The organism is Enterobacter sp. MGH 38, assembly GCF_000492855.1.
GTDB classification, from domain to species: Bacteria; Pseudomonadota; Gammaproteobacteria; order Enterobacterales; family Enterobacteriaceae; genus Enterobacter; species Enterobacter hormaechei_C.
The window spans coordinates 663161-677187 of the sequence record NZ_KI535608.1 but is presented as its reverse complement, the minus strand read 5'-3'; the positions used below and the strand labels follow the sequence as shown (position 1 = coordinate 677187).

The 14027-nt window shown below is 56.5% G+C and carries 9 protein-coding genes; 5 read left to right on the top strand and 4 right to left on the bottom strand.

Annotated elements, in window-relative coordinates:
• Positions 1-122 precede the first annotated feature (122 nt).
• Together L384_RS08160 and lrp are read right to left on the bottom strand one after the other, a co-directional pair.
• Positions 123-3788 (bottom strand): DNA translocase FtsK 4TM domain-containing protein, encoded by a 3666-nt coding sequence (locus L384_RS08160; RefSeq protein WP_023324403.1) that lies wholly within the window; start codon positions 3786-3788, stop codon positions 123-125.
• A 135-nt stretch (positions 3789-3923) separates the two neighbouring features.
• On the bottom strand, positions 3924-4418 hold the full coding sequence (lrp, locus tag L384_RS08165; RefSeq protein WP_000228469.1) for a leucine-responsive transcriptional regulator Lrp: 495 nt from the start codon (positions 4416-4418) through the stop codon (positions 3924-3926).
• A gap of 543 nt (positions 4419-4961) precedes the next feature.
• Here lrp and trxB point away from each other — a divergent pair.
• The 5 genes from trxB (at position 4962) to infA (ending at position 10785) form a co-directional block, all read left to right on the top strand.
• Positions 4962-5930 carry a thioredoxin-disulfide reductase gene (gene trxB / locus L384_RS08170; RefSeq protein WP_023324402.1) on the top strand — a complete coding sequence of 323 codons (969 nt, stop codon included), beginning with the start codon at positions 4962-4964 and terminating at the stop codon, positions 5928-5930.
• A 114-nt stretch (positions 5931-6044) separates the two neighbouring features.
• A complete protein-coding gene (gene cydD / locus L384_RS08175) occupies positions 6045-7811 on the top strand; it encodes a heme ABC transporter permease/ATP-binding protein CydD (protein WP_023324401.1) in 1767 nt (588 codons plus the stop codon).
• Positions 7811-9532, top strand: a complete 1722-nt coding sequence (cydC, locus tag L384_RS08180) for a heme ABC transporter ATP-binding protein/permease CydC (protein ID WP_023324400.1) — start codon at positions 7811-7813, stop codon at positions 9530-9532. The genes cydD and cydC overlap by 1 nt, the downstream gene beginning before the upstream one ends.
• A gap of 45 nt (positions 9533-9577) precedes the next feature.
• Positions 9578-10282 (top strand): leucyl/phenylalanyl-tRNA--protein transferase, encoded by a 705-nt coding sequence (gene aat / locus L384_RS08185; RefSeq protein WP_023324399.1) that lies wholly within the window; start codon positions 9578-9580, stop codon positions 10280-10282.
• 284 nt (positions 10283-10566) lie between these two features.
• A complete protein-coding gene (gene infA, locus L384_RS08190; protein WP_002211347.1) occupies positions 10567-10785 on the top strand; it encodes a translation initiation factor IF-1 in 219 nt (72 codons plus the stop codon).
• Positions 10786-10856: 71 nt separating this feature from the next.
• On the opposite strand, the gene L384_RS08195 is transcribed toward infA, so the two are convergent.
• Together L384_RS08195 and clpA are read right to left on the bottom strand one after the other, a co-directional pair.
• A complete protein-coding gene (locus tag L384_RS08195) occupies positions 10857-11306 on the bottom strand; it encodes a hypothetical protein (RefSeq protein WP_023324398.1) in 450 nt (149 codons plus the stop codon).
• 419 nt (positions 11307-11725) lie between these two features.
• Positions 11726-14005, bottom strand: a complete 2280-nt coding sequence (clpA, locus tag L384_RS08200) for an ATP-dependent Clp protease ATP-binding subunit ClpA (protein ID WP_022650716.1) — start codon at positions 14003-14005, stop codon at positions 11726-11728.
• Between the last annotated feature and the right edge of the window lie 22 nt (positions 14006-14027).

The following is a 14027-nucleotide window of genomic DNA, read 5'->3' as shown; positions in this document are numbered from 1 at the left end:
TTCCTTAAAATACGTCTTCCCGATATGGGGGTTCCGTTTCTATTCTGGACCTGCCCGAAGGCAGGCGACAGAAGAATATGCTTAATTTTTGCTGATTTACCCTTCTTTGCAATCGCTGAAGGTTAATCAAAAGGCGGTGGTGCCAGCACCTCTCGGTTACCGTTATGCCCCTGTTCGCTCACAATACCCTGGGCTTCCATCTGCTCGATAATACGCGCCGCGCGGTTGTAGCCGATACGGAACTGGCGCTGGACGCCGGAGATAGACGCCTTACGTTTTTCGGTGACGAAATTAACCGCCTGGTCAAATAACGGATCCAGTTCTTCGCCGCCGTCAAAACCACCGCCGCCACCTTCGCTTTCACTGTCGGAGGTGATGCCGTCAACGTATTGCGGCCGCCCGCGCGCTTTCCAGTCCTGTACCACCGCATGCACTTCCTGGTCGCGAACAAACGCACCGTGGACACGCACCGGCGAGGTGGAGTTCGGGCCGGAATAGAGCATATCACCCATTCCCAGCAGCGACTCTGCACCGCCCTGGTCAAGGATAGTACGCGAGTCAATTTTACTCGACACGGTAAACGCGATACGGGTCGGGATGTTTGCCTTAATAAGACCGGTGATAACGTCTACGGACGGACGCTGCGTTGCCAGTACCAGGTGGATGCCCGCCGCACGCGCTTTCTGTGCCAGACGCGCAATCAGCTCTTCCACTTTCTTACCAACGGTCATCATCAGGTCGGCAAATTCATCCACCAGCACCACGATGTAAGGCAGTTTTTCCAGCACCGGATGCTGGGCATCCATGCTGTCACCCGGCTTCCAGTATGGGTCCGGAATCGGACGGCCCATACGCGCCGCCTCGGCGATTTTCTCGTTATAACCGGCCAGGTTACGCACGCCCAGCGCCGACATCAGCTTGTAGCGACGCTCCATTTCATTGACGCTCCAGCGCAATGCGTTGGCGGCGTCCTTCATGTCGGTCACCACTTCCGTTAACAGGTGCGGAATGCCTTCGTAGACGGACAGTTCAAGCATTTTCGGGTCGATCATGATGAAACGCACATCTTCAGGCTGCGCTTTGTAGAGCATACTGAGGATCATGGCGTTCACCCCGACTGATTTACCGGAGCCGGTGGTACCCGCAACCAGCAGATGCGGCATCTTCGCGAGATCGGCAACCACCGGATCGCCGGCGATATCTTTACCCAGCACCACGGTCAGCGGGGACGGGTTGTCGCGGAATTTGGTGTTATCCAGAACTTCACGCAGATAAACGGTCTGGCGTTTCTTGTTTGGCAGCTCAAGGCCAACGTAAGGCTTACCTGGGATCACCTCCACCACGCGTACCGCCACGGTCGACAGAGAACGCGCCAGGTCACGGGACAGGTTAGAAATACGTGCCGCTTTTACGCCTGGCGCCAGATTCAGTTCGAAACGGGTGATCACCGGGCCAGGTGAGTAGTTCACCACGTCCGCTTTAATACGGAAGTCAGCCAGACGCGCTTCCACCAGACGGGCCATCTGTTCAAGGGCAAAGGTATCCACCGGCTCGACTTCCGCTGGCGGCGGCGTTAACAGATCCAGCGACGGCAGCGGCGTACTTGGTCGTTGCAGCGGACGGCTGTCTCCGTTACGCATCAGCAGCGGGTGAATCAGGCTTTCCTGCGGCTGTGGTGCTGGCTGCTGGAACTGCGGCTGCGGCGGTTGGGCAGGCGTCTGCGGCTGAGCATACGCCTGTGGCGCCGGTTGTTGCGGCTGCGCGTAAACCTGTGGCGGAGGCGACTGACGCACCGGTTCCGCTTCTGGCATCACGCTCGGCGTGAACAGCGGTTCGCTTGGGCCATCATCCACCAGATCTTTCATTGGTGAGAATTCGAAATCCGACAGCGAGAACGGGTTTGCCCCCGAAGGCTGCTCACCGGAATAACGCTGCTGCTGCGTAGCGGCAAACTGGCGCGCCAGCTCCGCTTCAGCCGCATCATCATCCTCCTGGTGTGAAGGCACGTCGTGCTGATACTCGTCGCCGTAGCGCTGATTCTGCTGGGCGGCAAACTGACGCGCCAGCTCGTCCTGATGCAGTTCGTCGGCATCATCTTCGTAGTCAGAACCACGCGCTTTCTCTTCCGCCATACGCTGGGAAGGCAGTTTAATGCCATAAGAGGCCAGCTCCCGGCGAGTCGGCACGCGCACGCGGTTAGGGCGCGGCAGCTGTGGACCAATGCCCTCTTTAACCTGAGGGCGCGGGGCGCTGTCGGTTGCCGGGCTGAATAGCGGAGCGGACGCGGCAGCGGCTGCCGTTGCCTGCTTCACGGCTTCAGCACCCGACGCAACGGCTGGCGTAGGATCTACAGGTGGAACGCTTACAGGAGGCGCTTTTGCAACAGGCTCCTGTACCGGCTCGGGCACGGGCTGATACCAGGCGGCAAGCTGCTCGCGCTCACGGGCACGGCGCTCTTCCACTTCTTCAAAATAGTACAATGGCGGACGTGATGGCTTCGCTTCCTCCACCACTTCGGGTTCAGACACCGGCGCAACATATGGCTGTTCAGGCACAGCGGGTTCGGGCGTATAAGCCTGATACGGCTGTTGCGGCTCGCTGGCAGGCTCAGACGGCTGATACGATTGCTGACACTGTTCCTGCTGCACAGGAATATAGCTTTCAGGCTCCGGCGCAATGGTCGGTTCAGGCGTATGGACGCCTGGCGCAGCCTGCCAGTCCACCTGCGGTTGCTGGATCGCGGACTCCGGTGCCGGAACAGGCGAGGACGGCATCACGGCTTCAACAGGCGCAACATGGGCCTGCGCAGCCGTCGTTGCGGCGGCAGCAGCGGCTACCGGTTCAGTCACGGAATGACCATGCAACAGCGGATCGTATTCGTCATACTCACCCGGCGTAGCTCGATGACCAGAGAACAACACATCATCAGGATCGACGGCCGCACCGCGATACTCAATCTGCTCGTCTTCATCCATACGTTTGCCGGAGAAAAGCGCGGCATCCGTTTTACGGCCTAACGGGTTAGCGAATTTTTCAGCAACGCGCTGGCGGCGTGCCAGAGCACCGCGCAGAATACGGGCACGGCGGGATTCACGACGCTGCACAGGTGCCTCGTCTTCCTCTTCGTATTCATCTTCATATTCGTCTTCATCGACCCACGTATCATCACGACGGGTACGATTGCTGGCAAACGTCAGCAGAGTCAGAATAAAGCTGCCGATTTTTTCGGCAATGCTCACCCAGGACCAGCCGGTAAACAGCGTCAGGCCCGCCGCCCAGATGCAGAGCAGCGCCAGCGTGCCGCCGCTGCTGTGAAGCATCGGTTGCAGCGCGGAGCTCAACAGGCTGCCAATCACACCGCCGGAGGCGAAATACCAGATGTCATCGGCATTGATCGCCGCCAGTCCGCAGGAGGTGAGGATCAGCGCCAGGGCGCCAATCAGGCGCAGCGAAACGGCAAAATAATCGATGTAGTCGTCGTTCTGTCGATGACGCCAGGCAAACCAGCATCCGCCAATAATGATGACGGGAAGGGTATAGGCCATCACACCGAAAATGAAGAAGAGCGTGTCCGCAAGCCAGGCGCCGGGAACGCCACCCAAATTATGGATAGGCTCATGCCATGCGGTTTGCGACCAGCTGGGATCTGAGGGGTTGAAACTGAGTAAGGCAGCCATCAGCCAGACGGCAAAAAGGGCAATAACAATCAGTAACGCCTCAAGGAGACGACGTCCGCTGCTTAGCTTAGATAATGTGACTTCTTTGTCTTCAGTGTATTCCTGGCTCAAGAAAGGCTCTCCAGGTATCAGGCATGTCCTGCCTGTGTGCTAAAACGGACAACAGCGCCGGGACTCCCCGGCACTGTTGCTGTATGGATTAACAGGAGTGTAATCAAACTACACTGATTTTGCACCTGTTCCGTGTTAGCGCGTCTTAATAACCAGACGATTGCTCTGTTTGACCTCTTCCATCACCACATAAGTACGGGTGTCGTTCACGCCTGGCAGACGCAGCAGGGTTTCCCCCAGCAGCTTACGGTAGGCGGACATATCAGGCACACGGGTTTTTAACAGGTAGTCAAAATCACCGGAAACCAGATGACACTCTTGAATTTCTTCAAGTTTTTGTACAGCGGCGTTAAATTGCTCAAACACATCTGGTGCACCACGATTCAGAGTAATCTCAACAAATACCAGAAGTGAGGCATCCAGATAATGCGGGTTCAGCAGAGCCGTATAGCCCTGAATAAAACCCTGTCTTTCCAGTCGGCGCACACGCTCAAGGCACGGCGTCGGGGAAAGTCCCACACGTTTTGAAAGCTCGACGTTGGAAATACGCCCATCCTTTTGCAATTCATTAAGAATGTTACGATCGATACGGTCGAGATCTTTGCCAGGGCGCTTCTTGCTATCTACCATTATTATTGTCTCTCTGTATTCCTTCCCTACTCCTGCCTGGACCCTGTGCACATCACTGTTCAGAGCCTGTACCCGTTATTCATCACATCGCCTGGTTATGTATTAGACGCGATGTGGATTCGGGTTCTGCGGTAAGAAGACCGTTGCCCGAAAGCAGTCACAGACATCACGTATGGCGTCTGTCCACACCATGCGTAGATTTCACTGACCCGGTAAAAATGGCATTTCCGTGCATGTCTATGCGGCATGCAGTTCGTGCGTCTTTTTTTCTTCCTTGAATGTTTTCGCAAAAGCGCAGGGGATTGTCAAAGCAAAACATCGATTTTTAGTACAAGATGCCGGATATTCATTACGGAGGGGTATTAATCCTCATTTTATTGCCTTATAAACGCGCTGTTTTCAGTAGCAGACGTGATGTGACCGCCTCTGACCCATAGGGCGCGTCTATTGCATATATCGGAAGCAAAACTGCCGTGCTCTTTTTTTACGGCAACAAATTCCCTACAATCCAGCCCATTGCCTGCCAACAACAATGGGGATCTCATGGGCACGACCAAACACAGTAAGCTGCTAATCCTTGGATCTGGACCTGCGGGTTATACCGCAGCGGTCTATGCTGCACGCGCTAACCTGCAACCGGTACTGATCACCGGGATGGAAAAAGGCGGTCAGTTGACCACCACCACGGAAGTGGAAAACTGGCCGGGCGACCCGAACGACCTGACCGGGCCGCTGCTGATGGAGCGCATGCACGAGCATGCCGCCAAATTCGAAACCGAAATCCTGTTCGACCACATCAATAAAGTGGATTTGCAGAACCGTCCATTCCGCCTGACGGGTGACAGCGGCGAATACACCTGCGATGCGCTGATCATCGCCACCGGCGCCTCTGCCCGCTATCTCGGTCTGCCGTCTGAAGAAGCGTTCAAAGGCCGCGGCGTGTCAGCCTGCGCGACCTGCGACGGTTTCTTCTATCGCAACCAGAAAGTTGCGGTGATCGGCGGCGGCAACACCGCTGTGGAAGAAGCGCTGTATCTGGCAAATATTGCCTCAGAAGTACACCTGATCCACCGTCGCGACACCTTCCGCGCGGAGAAGATCCTGATCAAACGCCTGATGGACAAAGTGGCGAGCGGTAACATTGTGCTGCATACCAACCGTACGCTGGAAGAAGTAACTGGCGATCAGATGGGCGTCGCGGGGCTGCATATCCGTGATACCCAGAACACCGATAACGTCGAAACGCTGGAAGTGGCAGGCCTGTTTGTGGCAATCGGTCACAGCCCGAACACGGCTATCTTTGAAGGCCAGCTGGAGCTGGAGAACGGCTACATTAAAGTGCAGTCTGGCATTCACGGCAACGCCACCCAGACCAGCGTTCCGGGTGTCTTCGCAGCTGGTGACGTGATGGACCATATTTATCGTCAGGCGATCACCTCTGCGGGCACCGGCTGTATGGCCGCGCTGGACGCAGAACGCTATCTGGACGGGCTGGCTGAACAAGGTAAATAATCTTTACAAGTCAGTAACAAACGTAAATAAAGGCGGCCACTGGTCGCCTTTATTTTTGCTCACGTGTAACATGCAGATGTCTAATTTCTTATAACGTCACCTGCAAAGTACGCAATGGAAAAAACCCGTCAACAAGAGTTAACCCGCTGGCTGAAACAGCAAAGCGTTCTGTCCCGCCGCTGGCTTATGATTTCCCGCGTTCTGGGATTTATCAGCGGTCTGTTGATTGTTGCCCAGGCATGGCTGCTGGCCCGCATTCTCAACCATATGATCATGGAGAACATCCCGCGCGAAGCGCTGCTGTTGCCGTTTATCGTTCTGGCGCTGGTTTTCGTTCTGCGTGCGTGGGTGGTCTGGCTGCGCGAGCGGGTTGGGTTCCATGCCGGGCAGCACATCCGCTATGAGATCCGCCGCAAGGTGCTCGATCGGCTTTCAGAAGCCGGGCCTGCGTGGATCCAGGGCAAGCCGGCCGGTAGCTGGGCGACGCTGATCCTTGAGCAAATCGACGATATGCACGATTACTACGCGCGTTATCTTCCGCAGATGGCGCTGGCGGTGTTTGTGCCTCTGATGATTGTTATCGCCATCTTCCCGGTTAACTGGGTGGCGGCGCTGATCCTGCTGGGGACCGCCCCGCTGATCCCGCTGTTTATGGCGATGGTCGGCATGGGCGCGGCTGATGCTAACCGCCGCAACTTCCTGGCGCTGGGTCGGTTAAGCGGCCATTTCCTGGACCGGCTGCGCGGCATGGAAACCCTGCGGATCTTTGGTCGTGGTGAAGCGGAAACCGAAAACATTCGCCTGGCGTCGCAGGATTTTCGTCAGCGCACCATGGAAGTGTTGCGCATGGCCTTTCTCTCTTCTGGCGTACTTGAATTTTTCACCTCCCTGTCGATTGCGCTGGTGGCGGTTTACTTTGGTTTCTCCTACCTCGGCGCGCTGGACTTTGGTCACTACGGTACGGCGGTTACGCTTTCCGCTGGGTTCCTGGCGCTGATCCTGGCCCCGGAATTTTTCCAGCCGCTTCGCGATCTCGGCACCTTTTACCATGCCAAAGCGCAGGCGGTGGGTGCTGCCGACAGCCTGAAAACCTTCATGGAAACGCCGCTGGCGCATCCGGAGCGTGGTGAGGTAACGCTGAATACGAACGATCCGGTGACCATTGAAGCACAGGATTTTTCTGTTCTGTCGCCTGAAGGCAAAGTACTGGCCGGTCCGCTGAACTTTACCCTGCCTGCCGGGCAACGTGTGGTGCTGGTGGGTACCAGCGGCTCAGGTAAAAGCTCATTGTTGAATGCGCTTTCAGGTTTTATGGCGTACACCGGATCGCTGCGTATCAACAAAACGGAGCTGCGCGAGCTCGATCCTGATGCCTGGCGTAAACAGCTAAGCTGGGTGGGGCAAAACCCGCAGCTGCCAGCTCCGACGCTTCGCGAGAATGTGCTGCTGGCACGCCCGGATGCGCGTGACGATGAACTGCAATCGGTCCTCGACCGCGCCTGGGTCAGCGAGTTTCTGCCGCTGCTTGCGCAGGGTATCGATACCGTCATTGGCGATCAGTCTGCCGGGCTGTCAGTAGGCCAGGCACAGCGCGTCGCGGTTGCCCGTGCGCTGCTGAACCCCTCTTCGCTAATGCTGCTGGACGAACCCGCCGCCAGCCTGGACGCTCATAGCGAGCAGCGCGTGATGGATGCGCTTAACGCAGCCTCACGCCAGCAAACCACCCTGATGGTGACTCACCAGCTGGAAGGTATTGCCGACTGGGATCAGATCTGGGTGATGGAAAACGGACACATTGTTGAGCAAGGCGATTACGCCGCGCTTGTTGCCGCGCAGGGGCCGTTTGCGACCCTGCTGGCGAACCGTCAGGAGGATATCTGATGCGCGCCCTGCTTCCGTATCTTGCACTGTATAAACGCCACAAATGGATGCTGACGCTCGGGATCGTGCTGGCGATCGTCACGCTGCTCGCCAGCATCGGCCTGCTTACGCTTTCCGGCTGGTTCCTCTCCGCGTCTGCGGCCGCAGGCTTTGCCGGACTGTACAGCTTTAACTACATGCTGCCTGCCGCCGGGGTGCGCGGCACGGCGATTACGCGAACTGCCGGGCGCTACTTCGAGCGTCTGGTCAGCCACGACGCGACCTTCCGCGTGCTGCAACACCTGCGTATTTATACGTTCAGCAAACTGCTGCCCCTCTCCCCTGCCGGGCTGGCACGTTTTCGACAGGGCGAATTACTCAACCGCGTGGTCGCGGATGTGGATACGCTGGATCACCTCTATTTGCGCGTCATTTCACCCATGGTGGGCGCGTTTGTGGTGATTGTCGTGGTGACGCTGGGGTTGAGTTTCCTGGATGTTCCCATCGCACTGACGCTCGGCGGCATCATGCTGATGACGCTGATTATTCTGCCGCCCCTGTTTTATCGTGCAGGTAAAACCACCGGGGAAAACCTGACGCGCCTGCGCGGAGAATATCGCCAGCAGCTCACCGCCTGGTTGCAGGGACAGGCCGAGCTTACCCTTTTTGGCGCCAGCAAGCGCTACCGCGCCCGCATGGAAAATACGGAGCTGAACTGGCATGAAGCCCAGCGTCGCCAGTCTGAACTGACCGCTTTCTCCCAGGCGCTGATGATGTTAATTGGTGGGATTGCCGTAATCGCCATGCTCTGGATGGCCTCCGGTGGCGTGGGCGATAACGCGCAGCCTGGCCCGCTAATTGCGCTGTTTGTTTTCTGTGCCCTGGCAGCCTTTGAAGCCTTAGCCCCGGTTACGGGCGCCTTTCAGCATCTCGGCCAGGTGATTGCCTCTGCGCTGCGCATTACGGATATTGCCGAGCAGGAGCCGGAAGTGAAGTTCAGCGCGGGTCAAACCGCTGTGCCGGAGCAGGTCGCGCTGATGCTCAGCAATGTCACTTTCGCCTACGACAAGCCGGCGCAAAACGCGCTGGAAGACATCACCCTTTCTGTTGATGCCGGGCAGCGCATTGCGATCCTTGGCCGTACGGGATGTGGAAAATCGACACTTCTGCAACTTCTCACGCGCGCGTGGGACCCACAGCAGGGCGAGATTCGGTTTAACGACGTTCCGCTGTCTGGTTTTAGCGAAGCGGCCTTGCGTAAAACGGTCAGCGTCGTGCCCCAGCGGGTGCATCTGTTCAGCGCTACGCTGCGCGATAATCTTCTTCTGGCGGCACCAGACGCCTCCGACGATACGCTGCGGGCAATGCTGGAGCAGGTTGGGCTGCACAAGCTGCTTGAGGACGACGGGTTAAACAGCTGGCTGGGTGAAGGGGGTCGACAGCTTTCCGGCGGCGAACTGCGTCGTCTGGCCATTGCGCGTGCGCTGCTGCACGATGCGCCGCTGATGTTGCTGGATGAACCGACAGAAGGACTGGATGCCACGACTGAGAGTCAAATCCTTGATTTACTGGCGAATGTGATGAAAGGTAAAACCGTACTGATGGTCACGCACCGTCTGCGCGGGCTGGTGAATTTCGATCAGATAATTGTGATGGACAACGGACACATAATTGAGCAAGGTAGTCACGCAGAGCTGCTGGCAAAACAGGGTCGCTACTACCAGTTTAAACAGCGCCTGTAGACTATATTTGTAGCGTCCTCTCTCGCGTACTGGAGTTCTGTTGTCATGCGCCTGGTGCAGCTTTCTCGCCATAATATTGCGTTCCCTTCACCGGAGGGGGCGCTGCGTGAACCTAACGGCTTGCTGGCTCTGGGCGGCGATCTCAGCCCGGCACGGCTCTTAATGGCTTACCAGCGCGGCATCTTCCCGTGGTTTTCGCCTGGCGACCCGATCTTATGGTGGTCTCCCGACCCGCGAGCCGTGCTGTGGCCTGGGCAGTTTCACCTGAGCCGCAGCATGAAGCGGTTTCATGCAAAATCACCCTTTCGCGTCACGCTCAATCACGCCTTCGGCCAGGTTATCGAAGGCTGCGCTGAAGATCGTCATGAAGGCACCTGGATAACCCGCGATATCATTATCGCCTACCACCAGCTTCATGAGCTGGGCTACGCGCACTCTATTGAAGTATGGAAAGAGGATAACCTCGTCGGCGGAATGTACGGCGTGGCGCAGGGCACGCTGTTCTGCGGCGAGTCGATGTTCTCCCGTGCCACGAATGCGTCAAAAACCACGCTGCTGGTGTTTAGCGAGGAATTTGCCCGACGTGGCGGACGGCTGATGGATTGTCAGGTGCTGAATGAGCACACCGCCTCGCTCGGCGCCGTTGAAATCTCCCGCCGACACTATATCGAACACCTTGAACAATGCCGAAAAGAGACCCTTCCACGCGATTTTTGGGTTCCCAGAGCGCTCTTTATGCCCAATGCCTAAATGTTTTCCGCATATTTTTTATGAGGGTGTTATAATTATGCCGCAGAGTAGCTTCTGCCTGTTGCCCCGCCGCCGTTTGGGACCCTCGCTTCAGATAACGTCCTGACGTTTATCCTGTCGTCTCCCCTTTACGAATGCGCTTTCCGTTCGGTTGTACCGTGACGCTTGGGCAATACGCTGAGACTGTTTTGCTGCGTTTTAAACGCGCAATTCTTTACTTAATTGAGGAATTTCGGCATTATCTTGCCGGTTCAAAACTTGGTAGTGATACCCCAGAGGATTAGATGGCCAAAGAAGACAATATTGAAATGCAGGGTACCGTACTTGATACGTTGCCTAATACCATGTTTCGCGTAGAACTGGAAAACGGTCACGTGGTAACTGCGCACATCTCCGGTAAAATGCGCAAAAACTATATCCGCATTTTGACGGGCGACAAAGTGACTGTTGAACTGACCCCGTACGACCTGAGCAAAGGCCGCATTGTCTTCCGTAGTCGCTAATTGTTTTCGCCTGTAATGGCAGATGAATATTTAAAAGGTCGGGATATTCCCGGCCTTTTTTATTTATGGTCTTAGTGTGGCTGTGTCGGCAGATGTATAGTCATGCACGGGTTCATAGGTACGATTAAATCTTCAGCTATCGCGTGGGTAATGTCATGCAGCAGTCCCGTCAGGTGCGGCAGCATATCGCGGTCAACATGCGATACCAGCAGCACATGGTTTAACGCCCGGCAGTAGTCGCATTTCGTTTCGGTATCTTCCAGCAGCCACTCTTTTTGTCGCGGTTGCTCCGCGTCGTCCTCAAATTCAACCACCTGAAAATCACGCATTGACTCTGTGAGGCCGGATTTCACCTCTTCCAGGTAGGCTCCGAGGCAACGGCAAACGGGCTGCGTTTGCGGAAGTGATTTGCAGTCGAGGAGGATTTCGGTGAGCAGTTTGCAGCGCTCGGCAAGGGTTGGGAGATCGGGGTTGAGTGAGAGTTCAGTGTAGAAATGGGCGAAATTGTTTTCTGTATTCATTGGGTAATTCCTTCACACACTTTGAATTTACCACCGCAGGAAACGCCAATTTGCTGGCGGCGGACGAAAAGGAATTGGCGTACCAGTGTGTGTGCTACTGGCGCTTCAAAAGAAGCTTCCGATTCGCCCGCCAGATGCAGAATTATACCCTTTTCCTTAGGGCGAACGAAGCCTGCAGCATACTGCTGCTCACACACTTTCAGGACGCCAATCCCGGCACCTGATTTTGCAGGTGCGCCGCCATTTTATTACTGTGGATTTATCCAGCAACCAACGTAGTACGAAACTGGAAAGCGCTTCGCAAAATTCCTCTGCGGTCTGTTGCCCTCACCCCAACCCTCTCCCACAGGGAGAGGGGGAAAAGCAGGCATAAAAAAACCGGGCATTCGCCCGGTTTTTAACATTAACGTTCAATTCACTCAGTGAGCCGCTTCCGGCTTGTGCTTCGCCGCACTCTGGAAATCGTACGTCAGTTCGTTCTTCGCCTGATCCAGCCCTACCGTTACCTGGCCGCCGTCCACCAGCGAGCCAAACAGCAGCTCGTTCGCCAGCGGTTTTTTCAGGTTGTCCTGAATCACGCGCGCCATCGGACGGGCACCCATCGCACGGTCGTAGCCTTTCTCAGCCAGCCAGTTGCGGGCCTCCTGGCTCACTTCCAGCGACACGCCTTTCTGATCCAGCTGAACCTGCAACTCGACGATGAACTTGTCCACCACCTGATGGATCACCTCGGTAGACAGGTGATCGAACCAGATAATGTTGTCCAGACGGTTACGGAACTCCGGCGTGAAGATCTTCTTGATCTCTTCCATCGCATCGGTGCTGTTATCCTGGTGGATCAGGCCGATGGATTTACGCTCGGTTTCCCGCACGCCCGCGTTAGTGGTCATCACCAGCACCACGTTGCGGAAGTCCGCCTTGCGCCCGTTGTTATCGGTCAGCGTCCCGTTGTCCATCACCTGCAACAGGATGTTGAACACGTCCGGGTGCGCTTTCTCGATTTCATCGAGCAGCAGGACCGCGTGCGGATGCTTGATAACCGCGTCCGTAAGCAGGCCGCCCTGGTCAAAGCCCACATATCCCGGAGGCGCACCAATCAAACGGCTGACGGTATGACGCTCCATATACTCGGACATATCAAAGCGCAGCAGCTCAATGCCCAGCGCTTTGGAGAGCTGAACCGTTACCTCGGTTTTACCCACACCGGTCGGACCGGCGAACAGGAAGGAACCAACCGGCTTGTGGTCATGCCCCAGGCCAGCACGGGCCATCTTGATCGCTTCGGTTAAGGCCTCAATAGCTTTATCCTGACCAAAGACCAGCATTTTCAGGCGATTGCCGAGCGTGCGCAGCGTATCGCGATCGCTCTGAGAAACGCTCTTCTCAGGAATACGCGCGATGCGGGCGACCACGGACTCGATATCCGCCACGTTCACGGTTTTCTTACGCTTGCTGGCCGGCATCAGGCGCGCACGCGCACCCGCTTCATCAATCACGTCGATCGCTTTGTCCGGCAGATGACGATCGTTGATGTATTTCACCGCCAGCTCCACCGCCGCACGTACCGCTTTCGCGGTGTAACGCACGTCGTGGTGCGCTTCGTACTTCGTTTTCAGGCCGTTGATGATCTGCACCGTTTCGTCAACCGACGGCTCGGTAACGTCGATTTTCTGGAAACGACGCGCCAGCGCACGATCCTTCTCAAAGATGTTGCTGAACTCCTGGTATGTCGTGGAGCCCATCACGCGGATCTTGCCGCTGGAGAGCAGCGGTTTAATCAGGTTAGCCGCATCCACCTGGCCACCGGAGGCCGCACCTGCGCCGATAATGGTGTGGATCTCATCGATAAACAGGATGCTGTTGGTATCCTGCTCCAGCTGTTTTAACAGCGCTTTGAAGCGTTTTTCAAAATCACCGCGGTATTTAGTGCCCGCCAGCAGCGAGCCGATGTCCAGCGAGTAGATGGTGCAGTCAGCGATCACTTCCGGCACGTCGCCCTGCACGATGCGCCAGGCAAGCCCTTCGGCAATCGCGGTTTTACCCACGCCAGATTCCCCCACCAGCAGCGGGTTGTTCTTGCGTCGACGGCACAGCACCTGGATGGCACGCTCCAGCTCTTTGTCGCGACCAATCAGCGGGTCGATACCGCCAACGCGTGCAAGCTGGTTAAGGTTGGTGGTGAAGTTTTCCATACGATCCTCCCCGCCTGCTTGCTCTTCACTGTTGTTGATCTGTCCGCTGGGATCCGATGCCTGGTTAGGCTCGTCTTTTCGCGTTCCGTGAGAGATGAAGTTGACCACGTCGAGCCGGCTGACTTCGTGTTTGCGCAGCAGGTAGGCCGCCTGGGACTCCTGTTCGCTGAAGATGGCGACTAAGACATTGGCACCAGTCACTTCGCTACGTCCGGAAGACTGGACGTGGAAAACCGCGCGCTGCAACACGCGCTGGAAGCTGAGCGTCGGCTGCGTGTCGCGCTCTTCTTCACTGGCTGGCAGCACCGGTGTGGTTTGTTCGATGAAGGCTTCGAGTTCCTGACGTAGCGCCACCAGATCCACGGAGCAGGCTTCCAGCGCTTCGCGGGCAGATGGGTTGCTAAGCAGTGCGAGCAGCAGGTGCTCGACGGTCATAAACTCATGTCGGTGCTCACGCGCTCTGGCGAAAGCCATGTTTAAACTGAGTTCCAGTTCTTGATTGAGCATAGGCACCTCCCCCAATTTTATG